Genomic DNA, 18,139 nt, shown 5'->3' on the forward strand with positions numbered 1-18,139 from the left:
GGGTGTCGCGATGTGCTTCGAGAAATTTTGAAACCGGTCGCGATCCTCAGATCGACCAAAAGATAAACACCAGACGAGACTTGGCGATGCAATACCTGAAAGGACCGGATGACAGTTACATTTCCATTGAGCGCAGACCGAAGTGTTGCCGAGTTGGTCGAACACTTGAGATCTTATAACCTCACTTATCCCGGAAACTGCTCCGTTTCCGTCAAAGCCTATGTCGCACACGTGTCTTCCGCTCACACATTTGCACTCGGTTCTGCCAGGACCGCTTGGTAACCGGATGCTCGGTGGGTCGGCTTTTGAGCCGAAGCGGGCAGACCGAAGGCGACGGGCTTGGCGAAAAAGTTCGGTTTCGTTATGGATTCCAATTGGCAAGCAGGCGCCGGTCTGCGGTCTCAACACGGTTGAAATCAAGTCAAGGTCCGCGCTTCCGCGGACCTAGCCTGCGTCGCTCACACTTCGCCTCGTCCCGATCTTATGGCCTCTTCCAATCTCCAAGCGAGCCGCCAGGTCGTAGTCAATATCGTCCTTGAAGGGTGGGGGATGCAGGGCCGGGTCTTCATGTCTATGACGCGGTGCCTCCGTGCCTCTCAGCAAAAGATGATAAGGATAAAGGATAGGGTTACTCGTGGCTCTTGGAAGCCACCGCACTACTTCGCCGGCCGACTAGACGAGGATGAACGGTAAAATGCTCTGTCTTCTGTCGTCCCTCGATGCGTTCGATGAGGAGACGGGCCGCCTGCAAGCCAAGCTGCTCGCCTGACTGATCAATGCTTGTCAGGCTGTTTTGCCGGAAGTCGCAGTAGATGGTGTTGTCATGCCCGACGATCGCGAGGTCGGACGGGATTGCAAGTCCCGCGTTTTGTGCCACGCTGATGACTTCAAGTGCGACGAAATCCGTCCAGCAGAAGATCGCGTCCGGACGATCAGGCGATCCCAAGATCGCCTTGGCGGCGACCTGGATCTCGCGCAGAGACTGTGAGACCCTCACCACCCGAATTTCATCGTGCAGACCAGCATTTTCCATTTCCGCCCGGTAGCCCGCCTCGCGACGCTCGATCACGGTGCCGTTTTCCGTATCAAGGCTCAGCATCAGGATCTTGCGATACCCTTGTGCGACCAGGTGACCGACCACCAGTCTGCCACTGATCTCATCGTCGTTATTGACGGTGTCAAAGCCCTTTATGTCAGGGAGGTGATGACCGATTGCGACGAGGGGTTTTTTCTGTCCAATCGTTGAAAGAAAGTCAGCGCTGGCTGTGCTGCCAACGAGGATAAGGCCGTCCATCTGCATGTCGATCATCGACTGGATGAGAGAAGCCTCGGTTGAGTGGCGGGCGATGCCTTGAACGGACTGGTAGGAGGTACGCTCCAGTGCAGCGCTGATCCCCGCGAGAATGTCGGCAAAGAATGGGTTGCGCATGTCGGGAAAAATGACGCCGATCACAAAGGTTCGGCCTCTCATCGCGCGCGCGGCCGTATTCGGCGTATAGCCGAGCTTCTCGATCGAAGCGTTGACTTTTGTGCGTAGGGCATCACTGACCCCATAGGCATTGCGGACAACTTTCGATACCGCCGCAAACGAGACATCGGCGTCCCTGGCAACGTCGAGGATCGTGATGCGCTTCTGCTTTTGTTGCTTGGTCACCTGGCGCTCCTGGGGTGGATGATCGTGCAATATCATCAGCCCGAGATTTTTCAAAAAGATTCAGTTGCAACGGCATGGAGAATGTACAACATTGCACGTACAATGTTGTACACGGCGAGGAGGCTGATATCCGTGGATCAATACGTGCATCGCAACAATGCGGGTCCGCAGTCTTCTCCGGCGTGGGATGCAAAAATGATCAGGCCGTTGTCAGACCAAGGCGTCGGCGGCCCCGGCTCTTTCGTCCAGAAAAAATTCGAGGTTGAGAGACTTTCAGGGGCAGAAACGCTGCGTATTTCTGCCCTAGGTCTCTACCGAGCATTTATCAATGGTCGCCGTGTCGGCGATGATCAGCTGACCCCCGGCTGGACCAGCTATGATCGCCGTCTTTCCTATCAGATGTACGATGTCGCCGAGCTTCTGACAGAGGGCGAAAACACCATCGAGATCTGGCTTGGAGACGGATGGCTGCGCTCGCCGCTCATGTGGACCGGCTTTGGCAAGGCAAACGTTTGGGGTGATCATATCGCAGCGATTGCTGAATTGCGCGCGCGTCCTGATGGCCATGTCATTGCCGCGACTGACGAAACTTGGCGGAGCGGGGAGATCCCGGTGCGCAAGTCGGGCATCTATTTCGGGGAGACCTACGACGCGCGGGTTGTCCCCGACGTAAGCGCCGCCGTTGTTGCCATGGTATTCGACCATTCGACACTTGTTGCGCATGAATGCGGGCCTGTGCGGGAGCTGGGCGCCTTGGCCCCTATCAAGTCGTGGGTTGACGACGAGGGGCGTACGATCTTCGACTTTGGCCAGAATGTCGGTGGCTACGTAGCCTTCACCGCCACGGGCGACGCCGGCGCGGTCATCCTCGTCGAACACGCCGAGATCCTCGATCAGCAAGGTCGCTTCTACAACGTCAACTATCGCAGCGCGGAGGCGAGGATCGAATATACGCTAGCTGGCAAGCGTGAGGAGCATTATCGCCCTTGCTTCACGTTTCAAGGCTACCGCTATGCCCGGGTGACAGTCACCGGTGCTGCCAAGCTCAACACAATTGCGTCCATCCCGATCACGTCGGTCCCCGAGCCTAAAGCCACATTCTCCTGCGCCAATGCGCTTGTGAATCGCCTGGTCGAAAACACGATCTGGTCACAAAGAGCAAACTTCATCGAGGTTCCGACCGATTGCCCGCAGCGCGACGAGCGCCTGGGATGGACCGGAGATGCCCAGGTTTTCGCTGCGACGGCCTGCTATCTTGCAGACAGTAGGGGAATTCTGACGAAGTTCGTGCGCGATATGATGGTCGACCAGGCAGACGACGGTTCGATTGCGCATGTTTCGCCCAACCCCTTGCGCCTCAAGCCGTCGCCCGAGTTCAACACTTGGACCGGTTCCACCGGGTGGGGGGACGCCATCAGCGTGATCCCCTGGACACTTTACCTTCATTACGGCGATGCCACGATCCTCGGAGAAGCTTTCGAGGCCATGACGCGCTGGAATGACTTCGTTTGGTCGATCAGCGAGGGACCGATCGTCCGCCCTCCCGCAAAATGGGACGGCCGAGGCTTCACATTCGGTGACTGGCTGCAGCCGCAAAACGACTTTCTGAAGGCCGTACCCACGATGGGCGACGATGCGGCGGCGACCATCTATCTTTATATTTCCTGCACGCAGATTGCTGAGATCGCCCGCCATATTGGCAGAGCCAAGGAAGCGGAAAAGTTCAACGAGCGCGCAAGGGCAGTCCGGGATGCCTTCCAGCAGGAATTCATCACGCCAGCGGGGCGCCTCCTCTACGACGACCAGAGTTCATATGCGCTGGCCTTCCTGCACGACCTCATCCCGAAAGAGCATATCCAGGCCGCAAAAGCCTATTTCAAAGCGGCGATCGAGCGATCGCACGGCCGGATTGGCACCGGCTTCATCGGCACCCCCGCCTTGCTACCGGCGCTGGTCAAGGTCGGCGAGCCAGCTCTGGCCGCAAGTGTTTTCCTTCAGGAGGAGGTACCCGGCTGGCTGGCGCAGGTCAAACGTGGCGCAACGACAATCTGGGAACGTTGGGATGGGATCAAGGCTGATGGATCGATTTTCGAGCCAGCAATGAACTCCTACAACCACTATGCCTACGGCGCGGTTTGCCAGTGGCTCTTCGAAGCGATCGCAGGCTTTCGTCCAGATCCGGGTGCGCCAGGATTCAGGCACATCATATTCGAGCCGACCATTGTTCCGTCCCTGTCGCCAATCGTTGCAAGCCACGATGCAGTCGTCGGCCGTGTTGAGGCCGGGTGGACTGTAAATGGAGATGCCGTTGAATACACGGTCACGGTTCCCGAACTGACGGAAGGCGCGTTGGTGATGGCAGAAACCTACACGGACATCACGGTCGATGGCGAACCGCTTTCCGACAGGACGTCCGAAGGAAAGGCGCGCTGCCGGCTCGCGCCTGGAACGCACAAGGTGACGTTCCGCATCAGCCGGACTAACGACTGATCCGCACCCGCGGGACACGAAACTCGGGAGGAATTTTATGTCTCAAACAGTCAAAACCACGCGTTATGCGATGATGGCCGCTCTTCTTGTCATGACCGCCCTCGCTACGCCGGCGAACGCCGAACAGACGACGATTACTTTCTTCACTGGCAACGATGCCGCCACCGTGGCGATCTCCGAAGGCCTCGCAAAGGACTTCGAGGCGGCAAATCCGGATGTCAAAGTCGAAGTTGAAGTCGGTCCCGGCGGTACCGAACGCGACAATCTCGTTAGGTCTCGCCTGGCTACTCAATCCATGAACGATGTGTTCTTGTACAATTCCGGTTCACAATATCAGGCTCTCAATCCGACCCAGACGCTTGTTGACCTTTCGAATGAACCCTGGCAAGCCGATATCGACCCCGCGTTTAAACAGGTCGTTACCGCCTCCGACGGATCGGTTCGCGGCGCGCCCATTCAGACTGCCATGGGCGGCGGCTTTTTCTACAATATTCCGCTCTACAAAGAGCTCGGTCTTTCGGTTCCAAAGACCTGGAACGAGTTCATGGCCAATAATGCGAAGATCAAGGCGGCTGGAAAGGTCCCCGTCGTGCAGACCTATCGCGATACCTGGACGAGCCAGATGATGGTTTTGGCCGACAACTTCAACGTTCTCGCAAACACACCGGACTTCGCATCACAATACACCGCCGGAAAGGCCAAATTTGCCTCGACGGCTTCGGCGTTGCGCAGTTTTGAAAAACTCGCTGAGCTTCACGCTGCCGGCTATCTCAACGACGACTTCGGTGCCGCTACGCTCGAGGACGGGCTAAACATGGTCGCGACGGGCGAGGGGGCACACTATCCGATGCTGAGCTTCGCCTTCGGATCGATCGGGCAAACGGATCCCGACCATCTCAACGATGTCGGTTTCTTCGCAATCCCAGGAGACGATGCCTCCAAGAACGGGCTGACGATCTGGCTCCCGAACGGCATCTATGTTTCCGCCGCGAACCCACATGTCGATATCGCAAAACGCTTCGTGGCGTTTGTTGCAAGCGTCAAAGGTTGTGAATCACAGAGCAGGGCGGCGGCGGTCACCGGGCCTTATCTGGTAAAGGGTTGCGTTCTTCCCGCCGATGTTCCGCGCGGCGTTGCGGACATGCTTCCCTATTTCAATGACCAGAGCAAGAGAGCACCTGCGCTCGAATTCCTATCGCCGGTCAAGGGGCCATCGCTGGAACAGATTACGGTCGAAGTCGGCTCAGGCACGCGGGCCGCGGCAGATGGTGCGGCTCTCTATGATGAGGACGTGCGCAAGCAGGCACAGCAACTCGGCCTACCAGGCTGGTAACAGGCGCCAGCTGATCCGGGCGCCTCCTTGCCCGGATCGGTCCCTCATCCGGAGAAACTATTATGTCCGTCAGCCCCCAAAGTCTGGCGTTGGGCAGCACCGGTTCTACCCGTAAGCCTCGCCGACGATCTGCCTATCCCATGTGGTTCTTCCTGCCGGCTGCTATCATTTACGGCTTGCTGTTTCTGGCCCCGACCTGCGCGTCGCTCTATTTCAGTTTGACACGCTGGACATTGTTTAGCGCAACGTTCATCGGATTTGACAACTTTTTGCAATTCTTCCGCGAGCCTTTTCTCATCCAGGGCCTGGTCAACACCGTCATCTACGCCACAGTGACATCCGCGGCCAAGGTCGTGCTCGGGATGTTGCTAGCTCTCCTTCTGACCAGCCAGATCATCGGCCGCGGCTATCTGCGTTCTGTGATCTTCTTCCCCGTCCTCGTCTCGACCGTCGGCGTCGGAATCACCTTCACGGTGCTGATGCATCCGACGCAGGGCATGATCAACGAAGGTCTCGCGCTGCTTGGCATCAAGGGTCCGGGTTGGCTGACGGATCCGAAACTGGCGCTGCTTTCGGTTGCTTTGGTCGACGTCTGGAAGGGCCTGGGGCTTGCCACCGTTATCTATATTGCAGGGGTCGTCTCCATCCCAAAAGATTATTTCGAGGCTGCGCGCATTGATGGGGCAACGAAAATCCAGAATTTCGTCTATGTGACACTGCCGCTTTTAAGGCCCGCCACAAACACCGTCATCGTCCTGAGTTTCATAGGCGGGCTGCGCACGTTCGACCTGATCTGGGCGATGACCAAGGGCGGGCCGGGCTTTGCCTCCGACACCATCGCGTCGGTGATCTACAAGCAATACCAGGCGGGTTTCTATGGCCTCTCTACCGCCGGCAACGTCGTGCTCTTCCTCTTGATCGGCATTCTTGTAGTACCGCTCACGATGTTTCTCAACCGCCGCGAGGGACATGAATGACCGTCATCCGCAAATATGGCTCGAGCGTTCTGGCGATCGCCCTTTCAGCGATTGTCTTTCTGGTGCCGTTCGCCTTCATCATACTGATGGCATTCAAGGACCGACGACAGGCCTCGCGTATCGACTTTTCCTGGCCGGAGGGAAACCACCTCTGGGAGAATGTCGTCGCCGTTGTGACGACACGGAACTGGATGCTGCTGGGTGCCTTTGTCAACTCGACGATCATCACCGTTGCAAGCGTCACCCTTCTGGTGATCTTCGCCGCCATGGTCGGCTTTGTCCTGCAGCGCCGAAAAACGCGGTTCAACGGCCTTATCGAATTTCTGATCCTCACCGGCCTGATGATCCCGCCGGCTGTGGTCCCGACCATCTGGTTGCTCCAGGGGCTCGGCCTGTTCGGAAAGCTGCATGGTCTCGTCTTCATCGAGGTTGCCTACGGGCTCCCATTCTCGATCCTGCTCTATCGGGCTTTCATCTCCACGATTCCGCGTGAGCTGGATGAGGCGGCGATCATCGATGGAGCTCGACCGCTTGATATTTTCTTCCGGGTGATCCTTCCACTCCTTTGGCCGGTGACGGTGACCAACATTGTCGTCCAGTCGGTTGGCATCTTCAACGATTTTACCAATCCGCTCTATTACTTGCCGGGCAACCAGAACGCGACGGTTCAGCTGACGCTCTTCAACTTTCAAAGCCAGTTCAGCACATCCTATAACTTGCTCTTCACTAACATTCTCCTGATCACCATTCCGCCGCTGATCGTCTTTCTGTTCTTCAATCGCCAGATCGTCGCGGGAATGACTTCAGGTGCCGTCAAAGGATAAACAATGGCCGGCCTTACCCTAAAAGCGCTTCGCAAGACCTACGGTGCACTTGAGGTCATCAAGGGCGTCGACCTCGACATCGATCATGGTCAGTTTGTCGTCTTCGTTGGCCCCTCGGGCTGCGGAAAATCGACGCTGCTGCGAATGATTGCCGGATTGGAAGAGATCACGGGCGGCGATCTCTATATTGGAGACAAGCTGTGCAACGGCGTGGAGCCGCGCGATCGAGGCATTGCCATGGTGTTCCAGAATTACGCACTTTACCCCCACATGACCGTCTACGACAATGTAGGCTTCGGCTTGAAACTCGCGCGCACGCCCCACACCGAGCGCGATCGCAAGATCAGGGATGCGGCCAGGACTCTGCAGATGGAACATTTGCTCGAGCGCAAGCCCAGTCAATTATCCGGCGGACAACGTCAGCGGGTTGCGATCGGCCGGGCGATTGTTCGCAAACCGGAAGTCTTCCTATTCGATGAACCGCTTTCCAACCTCGACGCTGCACTCCGGGTCGATATGCGTATGGAACTGGCCCGCCTTCATCAAGATCTCGGCGCGACCATGATTTACGTCACCCACGACCAGGTCGAGGCCATGACGCTTGCCGACAAGATCGTGGTCCTGAACGGCGGCGTGGTGCAGCAAATCGGGTCGCCGATTGAACTATATCAGCGACCAGCGAATCTATTCGTGGCGGGCTTCATCGGGTCGCCGAAAATGAACTTCATCGAGGTAACGATCGAGGCCATGGATCCACAACATGTCATCGTTGCCGGCACAGATCTCGTGTCCAGAAAAGTTCGCGCCGAGACAACGGGGCTGAAAATTGGCGACAAGCTCACCCTTGGCGTCCGCCCTCACGGGCTGACGCCGGGTTCTGGCGCTGGGATTTCTGGCAGAGTTTCCCTTATCGAGCGCCTCGGCAACGAGACGAATGTCAGCCTTACCTTACCATCCGGACGTCCCTTTCTCGCTGTACTCGAAGGCGATCACGAGCTTCAAATCAGCTCGGATTTGACAATGGATTTCGGCCGCGACCAGGGGCGCGTCTTCGATAAGGCGGGTATGGCTAGATATCCGGGCCCGTCTCTTTGATGAATTGTCGCAGCCCACTCAAAGAAGACAAAGGTCTGACATGGCCCGAAACGACAAACAGCGCATCGTCCTCGGATCAAGCCATCTTGGTCTGGACGGTGGCACGGAGCACGCATTTCGCCTGCTTGACGCCTTCGTAGCGCTTGGGGGAACAATCATCGATACGGCGGCGGTCTACTCGGATTGGATCCCCGGAGAAAAGGGACGAAGCGAACGCATCATCGGAGACTGGCTGCAGTCACGGCCGAGACCACCCGAACTCCAGATAGCGACGAAAGGTGGGCATCCCTTTCTCGATTCAATGTCGACATCCCGGCTCGATGCGAACTCGATTTTGTCCGACATAGAGGGAAGTCTGCGCAGGCTGCGCGTTGACGAGATCGATCTCTACTACCTTCATCGTGACGATGAAGGTCGACCGGTGGAGGAGATCCTGAAACCGCTCGCGGACGCTCGCAGTCAGGGCAAGATCGTCGAGGTCGGTCTGAGCAATTGGAGACCCGCGCGAATTCTGGCAGCAATCGAGTCAGACCTCATTCCGATCGCAAGCAACCAGTTGTTCGGGAACGCCCTGAGTTTTGTCGCCGGGCCGCTCGCGGATGCCTCGATCATTCGACTGGATGGAGCTGCCTACCAGCAAGCGCGCCGACATTCGCTGTCTATGATGCTGTTTTCTTCACAATGCCAGGGCTTTTTCAACCGATGGAAAACCCGGCCGGACGAAGTCCCGTCTCATTATGGCAATCCTGAATGCCTCCGGGTGGCGAAGGACATTGCTGACGTTGCTGATGGATTGGATGCCGATCCCACGACGATAGCATTGGCTTTTCTTCTAAACTTTTCACCCCTTCTGTTTCCAGTCGTCGGTCCAAAATCCTCAGAACAACTTGAGGCGACACTCCAAGCAAGCGCCGTTCACCTGGATGACCAAACCTTAACCGCCCTCCGGTCTGTCACGGGTTACGACAAATTGCTCACAAACTCAGTTTTTTGATCACGACCGGGTTCCACAATCTTGACTAGGCTGCGCCTCAACGTATTGAGAAGCAATCGAAGCCACAAAAGGGTGAGCCGGCCTCGCAGCAGAAATACACGCGGTCAAACTTAGCAGCTATCCGCTGGATGATGCGGCGCATGCTGGTATCAGACGCATCCACCTCACCCCAAAAGCGGATCTCTCCCTCCCGACCGGATTCAGCGACGGCAATCGCATTCTTCAGTTTGGCGACGTCGATTCCAACAAAAGCTTCTCTATAATCTGCCACGGCTCGTCCTCCTGTGATGAGGATCGGCTCGGCCTGTCCGAGCAACCCTCGGAAGACCAGTGTAGGGCGAACCACCTCAGCCACGAAGACGGACATACATGGTGTAATCGCGGGCACGAGGCCCCTCCGGATCCGATCATGATCTTGGAAGGTGGCTGCTCCCCGATATGATGAGATACGGGCTCTCGACTGGACGCCGGGCCCAGCATCAATGGAGAACAGCCATGACAGAGTATATCGGTCTCGACGTATCAATGAAAGAGACAGCAATTTCGATCCGTCGCGCGGGCAAGCGGATCTGGCGCGGGAAGTGCACCTCTGATCCCGCCGCAATCGCCGAACTTGTCCGCATGCGAGCGCCAAATGCGGAGCGCGTGGTGTTCGAAACAGGCCCTCTCTCGGTATGGTTCTATCATGTGCTACGTGCCGAGGGATTGCCTGCCCTTTGCGTCGATGCGCGTCACGCCAAAGCGGCGCTCGACATGGCCGCGAACAAAACCGATGCCAACGACGCCGACGGGCTCGCGCATCTGGCAGAGGTCGGCTTCTTCCGCGAAGTCCGAGTAAAGGCCTTCGACAGCATGCTTTCTCGGACATTGGTCGCGGCTCGCACGAAACTGATGCGGACGACACTGGACGTTGCGAACCAGATTCGGGGATTGATGAAAACGTTCGGCCTTATCGTTCCGTGCAGTATGGGTGGCAAGTTTGAGGTGCACGTTCGCTCCCTCCTGGCCGACAACGCCGGTCTTTCGAGGATAATCCTGCCTTTACTCGAAGCGTGGCGTAGTCTGCGCCTCCAGGCGGCTACGTTGGGGAAGCAGCTTCTCGCCGAAGCACGTAGAAACCAGCAATGTCAGTTGCTGATGTCGATCCCCGGCGTTGGCGCGATCACAGCTACTGCCTACCTAACAGCCGTCGAGGATCCCGCGAACTTTAAGCGATCGCGCTCGGTAGGCGCATGGCTGGGGTTGACGACGCGGCGCTATCAGTCAGGCGAAGTAGATTATGACGGCCATATCTCCCGACGCGGTGACGCCCATGTGCGTTCGCTTCTCTATGAAGCGGCGGTGGTGATCCTGACCCGCAGCCGGGCCGACAGCGATCTGCGTAGATGGGGTATACAACTACGCGAGAAGATTGGCTTCAAACGCTCCGCGGTCGCTGTCGCCCGCAAACTCGCCGTCATCATGCATGCGATGCTGCGCTCCGGTGAGCTCTTCAACAGCAGGGCGACAGCCACCACCTAACCCTCAAGCTCTGTAACGCTCATGGCGTGAAGAGGCGTCCCTGCCGGGACCGAGGCTGGTCCATTCCGTTAAGACCGTTGCACCGCGAGTTTGCTCGGAGCGTGCGAGACATACATTGGAAGGACTGTCCCGCGAAGCACCATAATGCGGCGACCCAATGTCGACCGCGTAGACGACCATGCTCCCGGCAAACAGCCTCTCACACCTAAAAAGACACTTGCAAATCTCGCTATTAGACGACGGTCTTACCCTAAGCTAGATGGATCAACGTCAGCTTCGATTTTCGATACAACCGCTGCGTCACTCAACAGGCCGCCATCCGCGAATGGAGTTCCAGAAATCGCATTTATGAGCCTTAGCGAAATCGTTGAGCACTTTGATGCCGGCGGGTTCAAGTGAGATGACCAGATCATGATCTCTTGTCGTTGCCGGCAATTCTGACGGGAGTGAGCCGTTTCTCGCAAAGCTCGCCCAAACCTTCCGCATCTCAATGGAAAGCTCTGTCTGCGCTGGCGAAAAGTTCGGAACCTTGCCCTGGTAAACTCCTCTCCATCCAGCAAAGATATATTGGATTTCGTGTGTATGTGAGGCCAGAAGCTTGAAGGAGACGGCGGGCAAAATACCTGGCGAGTTTGGGTCGTTGAATTCGGCGGTATAGACCGGGACGAATTTTGATGCGTCGATGTTGAAACTGCGTGGCTGGCAGATCGCCCCGTAGTCGCTGCTTACGGCGGCCAATGCTTCGTCAGCGGACCCGAAATTGTTGAGCGGATAGGTTTGTTCGATGGCTTGAGCTTTATCACCATAAGCGGCCACGAGCGATGCCTGATACTCCTTCGCCTTTACCGGGGGCTTGCCGCTGGCTTCACCAAAGAAAGCTTGAAACCAGCGATTTTCATCATGATCGGTCACACCAAGAATGGGAACCTGATTGAAATGACCTGACCGGATGGCATCATATATGCTCATCGTAAGGATCTGGCCGTCATCGATGGGCAACATCGCACAACAATCGCCGCCGAATGATCCTTGTGCTGCAAGGATTACCTCGACGGGGAGCCCCCTGAGGCAATCGGCCGTCTGAGAGGCGCAGCCAACTGCTGCTGCAAATGCTTTACCTTTTTCTTCCGCGTCAGCTAACGGGACCAGCGGAGAGAAATAGCGTGCCGGGCTTTGGAGAATTGCGCGGTGGAAAAGGCCCTTGGCGCGAGGCGAGATGAGATGAAAGAGAACATCTGTTGCGCCGGTCGATTCTCCGAAGATGGTGACATTGTTCGGATCGCCTCCGAAGTTATGAATGTTGTTGCGGACCCATTGCATCGCGAATTGCTGGTCACGCAATCCATAGTGTGTGGTTGCGCCTTGTCCATCCAGTGCGGGATGCACAAGCGCACCCAAAGCACCCAATCGATAGTTGATTGTGACAACGACAACCTTCTGTTCGCGCACGAGAGCACTTGCGTCATAACTGTCACTCATTCCCGTCGTGGCGCCGCCATGGATCCAAAACATGACTGGATGTCCCTGACCGCTGTCAGGTGCAAAGACGTTCAGATAAAGACAATCTTCATCAACGCTGGAATTCGCGAAGTCGCCCAGTTCCTTTATCTGCGCGCAGAATTTTCCATATCTCCTCGTCTCTCTGACACCTGTCCAAGGATCCGGAGCGACCGGGTTTCTCCACCTCAGCTCTCCGACGGGTGGTTTCGCGTAAGGAATTCCGAGAAATTTCTCTATGCCATCCTGGTGCAAACCACCGACCAAACCCGCTTCGCTTTTCACAATAGGGGCATCCTGCGCGAGAAGCGGCACAGACAGGGCAAGAAGAGTAATCGCAGCTGTAGCGAACACAAAAAATGCAACTAAAGGATCGGGGAGGCTCCACGTCTTTCCAGCCGCAAGTTCCGGATCAAAGACAGGGCATATGGACGATCGTGAAAACATAAAAGCATCCTTTTAGTGGGGGGACTGACGATTTACGGCATGCCTTTAAATCGGCCACTATCCTCCCCAAAAAGCCAAGGTTGACGTTGCCGATGGAAGCGCTCAAATTCCGAAATCCGAGCCGTTTCCGTGTTGAGAATGACATCCATCTCATCCCAGCCGTTGGCGTAAGCTTTCAGAGCTGCGTCCGTCAGATCAAATTCGCAGAGTTCTTGCCCATCAATCGAGATCCGGCGGGTTAACAGATCGATCTTGAAAACGCGCCCGCTGTCGGCATGGACGGCTAGCCTTGCCAGGGTCTCTGAGTCCGTTCGAATGAGCAGCATGCCGTTCTTCGGGGCGTTGCCAGCAAAGATATCGCCAAAATCAGTCCCGATGATTACGCGAATGCCGTAATCCACCAACGCCCACACGGCCTGTTCCCGCGAGGAACCGCAGCCGAAAGCCGGGCCTGCGATGATGATCCTCGAACCTTCATAGCCTTCCCTGTTCAATGGAAAATCAGGGTTGATCGTGCCATCCTGGTGAAAGCGACGATCATGGAACAGACATTCGCCCATACCGTCACGGTCGATTTTCAGCAGATAGCGTGCAGGAAAAATGATATCCGTGTCGATATTTGCGTCAGAGAGGACGACTGCACGCGAATGGACCTGTACGAGTGGCTCGATCATTCGAGGATCTCCTTCAGTTTGCGCGGATCGGTCAGATGACCTGACACAGCTGCTGCAGCCGCCAAGGCCGGCGAGACGAGATGGGTTCGACCGCCCCGACCCTGACGGCCTTCGAAATTGCGGTTGGAGGTTGAGGCACAGCGTTGTCCTGGCTGAATGGTATCGCCATTCATCGCGACACACATCGAACAGCCGGCGTCTCGCCACTCGAAGCCGGCCTCCAGAAATACCCTATCGAGGCCGGCGTCTTCAGCCGCCTTCTTCACTGTGCCCGAACCAGGAACGACAATTGCACGGACATTTTCGTGAACGTGGCGGCCTCTAAGGATTTCGGCTGCGGCTGCGAGATCCTCCAGCCTGCCGTTGGTACAAGAGCCGATGAACACGACGTCGATTGGCGTGCCCTCCAATGTCTGACCAGGGTGCAGACCCATGTAATCCAGGGCTCGCGCCATTCGGGCCTTGCGTTTCGGTTCCGTCAGCGTTTCCGGGTCGGGAATTGCAGCGTCAATGGCGATCGCCTCTTCGGGCGACGTACCCCAGGTCACATGCGGCGCAATGCGACTGATATCCAACACGACGGCCCGGTCATATTCGGCGCCCTCGTCGCTGGGCAATGTTTTCCAGTAGGCAAGGGCCTTTGCCCACATGTCTCCGGTCGGCGCCATAGGCCGGCCCCTGATCCAGTCGAATGTTGTCTGATCGGGAGAGACAAGCGCAATGCGGGCACCGGCTTCGATGGCCATGTTGCAAAGCGTCATTCGCGCCTCCATCGAGAAGCGGCGGATCGCCTGACCGGTGTATTCGATCGCATGTCCGGCTGCGCCATTTGCGCCGACTTTGGCAATGAAAGCGAGCGCGACATCCTTTGCAGATACGCCCGACTCCGGCTCGCCTTCGAGCCTCACTTCCAACGTGCGGGCCTTTTGTTGAACCAGAACCTGCGTCGCCAAAACGATTCCGCATTCGGAAGCGCCGATGCCGAAGGCAAGCGCACCAAATGCGCCATGGGTCGATGTGTGGCTGTCACCGCAGACCAGCGTTATTCCGGGAAGCGTAAAGCCCTGATCAGGTCCGACCACATGCACGATACCCTGACGAACATCGTCAAGCGGGATGTACGGGATGCCATGCCGATCGACGTTTTCGGCCAGCCGGGCGGTCTGCGCCCGTGCTTGCGGATCCGCGATCAATTGATCGCGGTGTCGGGTGGGAACGGCGTGGTCGGGCGTGGCGAGGTTTGCCGCGGACCGATGTGGCGATATCCCGCGCCGTTCCAGCGCTATGAAGGACTGTGGCGTTGACACTTCATGCAGAAGATGTCGGTCGATATAGAGGATAGAGGCACCATCTTCGCGTTCGCGCACGACGTGAGTGTTCCAGAGCTTTTCGTAAAGAGTGAGCGGCCGTCCGGGGAGGGGAGTGGTCATTGCTCCGCCCACTCTTTATCGAAGGCCCAGACGTCTTCGAACCCCATCAGCCTGTTCATGTCAGAAAATGAATAAAGGTCGATATGCGAAGAGGTATGGCCGTTTCTTAAGAGGTCGCCATAGGCAATCTCGAGCGATCGGGCCGCAGAAAGGAAGCCGACAGCCGGATGCAGGGCAATGGCGTAGCCCAGTTCGGCGAGGCGATCGGCCGCTACCAATGGCGTGCGTCCGCCGTTGACGATATTGGCCAGCAGGGGGGTCTTGATCTCGGCGGCGGCGAGCTCCAACTCCTCTTCCGTTTCGGGAGACTCAATAAAGATGACATCCGCACCGACCTCGGCATAGGCCTTGCCACGGCGGATCGCCTCGTCGAAGCCGAGTGAGGTGCGGCTGTCGGTCCGTGCGATAATTTGCAGATCGTCGGATTTGCGCGTTTTCAGCGCCACCTCGATTTTTCGCTGCATGTCCGATGCCGGAATCACGCGACGAAACGGCGTATGCCCGCATTTCTTCGGAAACTCCTGATCTTCCAGTTGGATGGCCGAGACGCCCACGTCCTCATAGCCGAGGACGGTTTCCCGCACGTTGAGAAGCCCGCCATATCCAGTGTCGGCATCGGCGATGATCGGGGTCTTTGTCCGTTTGCAGATCTGGCCGACACGCTCGACCATATCGCGATAGGTCGCGATCCCAGCGTCGGGAATGCCGAGATAGGAGGCAACAGTGCCATATCCCGTTACGTAGAGAGCACGGAAACCCATGCGATCGGCCATCAGGGCCGAGATCAGATCGAAAACGCCTGGAGCAACAATGAAGTCCTTATTGGCCAGTGCTTGTTTTAGTTCCGGGGTAGCCATCTATTTTCCATTCGTGGAAGAAGTTCGCGAAATCGATGTGGCCTCCGCCTGGAAGCTGGCATCGACGATAAAGTCTTGTCGCCGTCGAAGCTGGATGTCCCGACGATCTACGGCGACGGAGTGTTTCACGCGTGCCTGGCGGAAAGGCGAATGTCAGACGGCGATCTCGTTGAAGCGACCATAGCGGCCATCACAGTAGAGCAGTGGATCGTTGCTGCAGTTTCCGATCGCATGCACGACATTGGCCACGAAGATCGTATGCGTGCCGTAATCCAAGGACGTTTCGATCGTACAAAAAAGGGTCGCCTGCGTTTCTGCAAGCCAGGGCAGCCCGTCAGTCGTCTCGCCTGTTCCGGCAAGGCGGTTCCAATTGCCGTGGAGAAAGCGTTCCGCGCTTGCCGCCGTTGCAATCGCACGGCCGATAACATGGCTCCTCGACGGCATGATCCCGAGCGAAAATGCACCACGCGCCTTCAAAGCGGGATAGGCAGATGCGGACCTGTTGACGCATACTAAGAGGGAGGGTGGATCCATGGAGACCGACGTCGCGGCCGTTGCCAGCATGGAATGTCGGCCGCCCTCGTATTCTGTGGCGATAAGGGCGACGGCGGATCCAAAGCTTCTCCAGAGGTTGCGGAAAACACTTGCGTCCGCAAGCACCACCTCCGGCGTCAGGTCATTCGGTTTCAAGTCGGCTTTCAATACGATTCTCCCCAAGTGTTCGACCGGCCTGAACAAAGGCCGCCAGATACCGCGCCGGGTTCATGCCGTCCGGCGTTGTCATGATGTTTTCAATCAGTGCGTGGCGTCCGCGCGTATCGTTGCGCTGCCTCGGTGTGCCGATGGCGAGGATGCGCCCACCGGCCCTTCTCTTTACGTGCGGTCCGCGCGATGACGTTCGCTTACGGATCTGGCCTCTTGGCCGGGCCAGAAAGGTCCGGCCCAAGGGTGCTGCCATTCCATCAGTCCCAGAGCGTACACTCCAGGTTGATGAGACCGCTGGCTTTGTCGTCCTAACCGGCTTTCGCCATTTGGAAGGGCGAGGCAGGGCGGACGAGGCCGAGATGTTCACGCAGCGTCGAACCCTCGTACTCCCGTCGGAATAGTCCTCGCTCCATCAGGATCGGCACCACCTCGTCGACGAACCGCTCAAGTGGCTGCGGCAGATAGGGATTGAGGATCGCAAAGCCGTCCGCCGCCCCGCTGCGGAACCATGATTCTAGATCGTCGGCGATTTCTTCGGCAGTTCCAAGCAGCAGCCGGTGACCCGAACTCATGGCGCCGATATCGCGTAGCTGCCGCAAGGTGAGCTTCTCGCGCTTGACGAGGGAGATAAGCTGGCGCGCATGCCCGACCGAGCCAGTTGAAACGAGTTCCAGTTCCGGCAGCGGTTCGTCGAGCGGCAGATGGCTGAGATCGTAGCCGATACGGTCGATCAATGTGCGCATTGCCGCCGTTGGGTCCGTCAGTTCACCAAGCTTGCTGACGATCGACAGCGCCTCTTCGTGCGTCGAGCCGACAATCGGGCAGACGCCGCACATGATGCGTATCGCGTCACGAGGGCGTCCGGCAGCTTCTGCCGCATCGCGCAGTTTTCGCCCATATTCCAGCGCCTCCTCCTGCGTCTGCTGCGCGGTAAAGACAACTTCCGCTGTCGCACCGGCAAACGCGATCCCGCGAGGGGATGCGCCAGCCTGGAACGTGACCGGATATCCCTGCGGTGGACGGACCATGTTGAGAGGTCCACGAACTGAGTAGAACTTGCCCTTGAAATTGATGTCGTGCATTTTTCCGGTGTCGACGTAAACGCCCGACCCCTTATCGCCAACAACTGCGTCTTCCTCGACGCTGTCCCAGAGCTGGTGCACGACCTCGACATATTCCTCGGCCATGTCATAGCGGCTGGCATGATCGGGATGCGGCTCCTGTCCGAAATTCTCGGCCGAACCATTGTCGGTGCTGGTCACCACATTCCAGCCGACCCGGCCCTTGCTTATGTGGTCGGCCGAGCCGAGGAGGCGTGCAATATTGTAGGGTTGCGAATAGGTAGTCGAAACAGTAGCGACAAGGCCAATGCGCGACGTGGTCATGGCAAGCGCCGAGAGCATGGTCAACGGCTCAAGGCGGACGATAAAGGTCGGTGCCAGGGTGCGGGTCGTTGCCACGGCGTCGGCAAAGAAGGCGAAGTCCATTTTTCCGCGCTCGGCGGCATGGACGGTTTTCTGGATATGTTCGAAATTCATGGAGCCGAACTCGGCGTCGAACATGCGCCATCCGCCGACGTGGCTTCCTGCGCCGCTGACGAGGGTTCCCAGATGCATCATTTTTCTACTCATCAATCTTCCA

General features: G+C 57.4%; 15 protein-coding genes and 1 pseudogene. 7 read left to right on the forward strand and 9 right to left on the reverse strand.

Annotated elements, in window-relative coordinates:
- Positions 1 to 628 precede the first annotated feature (628 nt).
- The gene (locus PMI11_RS00860; protein ID WP_007812303.1) at positions 629 to 1,654 is read right to left on the reverse strand and encodes a LacI family DNA-binding transcriptional regulator; all 1,026 of its coding nucleotides are present in this window, start codon (positions 1,652 to 1,654) and stop codon (positions 629 to 631) included.
- Positions 1,655 to 1,849: 195 nt separating this feature from the next.
- On the opposite strand from PMI11_RS00860, the gene PMI11_RS00865 reads away from it, so the two are divergent.
- From PMI11_RS00865 to PMI11_RS35905, 6 genes are all read left to right on the forward strand, one after another.
- Positions 1,850 to 4,144: an alpha-L-rhamnosidase gene (locus PMI11_RS00865; protein ID WP_244430519.1), complete on the forward strand. Its 2,295-nt coding sequence runs from the start codon at positions 1,850 to 1,852 to the stop codon at positions 4,142 to 4,144.
- 37 nt (positions 4,145 to 4,181) lie between these two features.
- Positions 4,182 to 5,477 (forward strand): ABC transporter substrate-binding protein, encoded by a 1,296-nt coding sequence (locus PMI11_RS00870; protein WP_007812308.1) that lies wholly within the window; start codon positions 4,182 to 4,184, stop codon positions 5,475 to 5,477.
- Positions 5,478 to 5,539: 62 nt separating this feature from the next.
- Entirely contained in the window at positions 5,540 to 6,454 is a 915-nt protein-coding gene (locus PMI11_RS00875) for a carbohydrate ABC transporter permease (RefSeq protein WP_007812310.1), read from the forward strand.
- A complete protein-coding gene (locus tag PMI11_RS00880) occupies positions 6,451 to 7,278 on the forward strand; it encodes a carbohydrate ABC transporter permease (protein ID WP_007812312.1) in 828 nt (275 codons plus the stop codon). Before PMI11_RS00875 ends, PMI11_RS00880 begins: the two co-directional genes overlap by 4 nt.
- 3 nt (positions 7,279 to 7,281) lie before the next feature.
- Complete coding sequence (gene ugpC / locus PMI11_RS00885) at positions 7,282 to 8,373, forward strand: ABC transporter ATP-binding protein (RefSeq protein ID WP_007812314.1); 1,092 nt, start codon at positions 7,282 to 7,284, stop codon at positions 8,371 to 8,373.
- A gap of 40 nt (positions 8,374 to 8,413) precedes the next feature.
- Positions 8,414 to 9,367, forward strand: a complete 954-nt coding sequence (locus PMI11_RS35905; protein ID WP_007812316.1) for an aldo/keto reductase — start codon at positions 8,414 to 8,416, stop codon at positions 9,365 to 9,367.
- Positions 9,368 to 9,443: 76 nt separating this feature from the next.
- Here the strand turns inward: PMI11_RS35905 and PMI11_RS00895 are convergent.
- Positions 9,444 to 9,734 (reverse strand): annotated as a pseudogene (locus tag PMI11_RS00895) (IS110 family transposase); the annotation flags it as partial.
- A gap of 128 nt (positions 9,735 to 9,862) precedes the next feature.
- Here PMI11_RS00895 and PMI11_RS00900 point away from each other — a divergent pair.
- The gene (locus tag PMI11_RS00900) at positions 9,863 to 10,888 is read left to right on the forward strand and encodes an IS110 family transposase (RefSeq protein ID WP_007812319.1); all 1,026 of its coding nucleotides are present in this window, start codon (positions 9,863 to 9,865) and stop codon (positions 10,886 to 10,888) included.
- 300 nt (positions 10,889 to 11,188) lie between these two features.
- Here the strand turns inward: PMI11_RS00900 and PMI11_RS36140 are convergent, their stop codons facing one another.
- The 7 genes from PMI11_RS36140 to PMI11_RS00930 form a co-directional block, all read right to left on the reverse strand.
- The gene (locus tag PMI11_RS36140) at positions 11,189 to 12,832 is read right to left on the reverse strand and encodes a carboxylesterase/lipase family protein (protein ID WP_007812321.1); all 1,644 of its coding nucleotides are present in this window, start codon (positions 12,830 to 12,832) and stop codon (positions 11,189 to 11,191) included.
- Between the two features lie 32 nt (positions 12,833 to 12,864).
- On the reverse strand, positions 12,865 to 13,506 hold the full coding sequence (gene leuD / locus PMI11_RS00910; protein WP_007812323.1) for a 3-isopropylmalate dehydratase small subunit: 642 nt from the start codon (positions 13,504 to 13,506) through the stop codon (positions 12,865 to 12,867).
- Positions 13,503 to 14,936, reverse strand: a complete 1,434-nt coding sequence (leuC, locus tag PMI11_RS00915) for a 3-isopropylmalate dehydratase large subunit (protein ID WP_007812326.1) — start codon at positions 14,934 to 14,936, stop codon at positions 13,503 to 13,505. The genes leuD and leuC overlap by 4 nt, the downstream gene beginning before the upstream one ends.
- Positions 14,933 to 15,793 carry an isocitrate lyase/PEP mutase family protein gene (locus PMI11_RS00920; RefSeq protein ID WP_007812329.1) on the reverse strand — a complete coding sequence of 287 codons (861 nt, stop codon included), beginning with the start codon at positions 15,791 to 15,793 and terminating at the stop codon, positions 14,933 to 14,935. The genes leuC and PMI11_RS00920 overlap by 4 nt, the downstream gene beginning before the upstream one ends.
- Before the next feature lie 153 nt (positions 15,794 to 15,946).
- The gene (locus PMI11_RS00925; RefSeq protein WP_007812331.1) at positions 15,947 to 16,495 is read right to left on the reverse strand and encodes a flavin reductase family protein; all 549 of its coding nucleotides are present in this window, start codon (positions 16,493 to 16,495) and stop codon (positions 15,947 to 15,949) included.
- Entirely contained in the window at positions 16,470 to 16,751 is a 282-nt protein-coding gene (locus PMI11_RS37175; RefSeq protein WP_157179569.1) for a hypothetical protein, read from the reverse strand. The genes PMI11_RS00925 and PMI11_RS37175 overlap by 26 nt, the downstream gene beginning before the upstream one ends.
- A gap of 55 nt (positions 16,752 to 16,806) precedes the next feature.
- Positions 16,807 to 18,129 (reverse strand): LLM class flavin-dependent oxidoreductase, encoded by a 1,323-nt coding sequence (locus PMI11_RS00930; RefSeq protein ID WP_007812333.1) that lies wholly within the window; start codon positions 18,127 to 18,129, stop codon positions 16,807 to 16,809.
- Positions 18,130 to 18,139: the final 10 nt, after the last annotated feature.

It is taken from the genome of Rhizobium sp. CF142 (assembly GCF_000281145.1).
Lineage (GTDB): Bacteria > Pseudomonadota > Alphaproteobacteria > Rhizobiales > Rhizobiaceae > Rhizobium.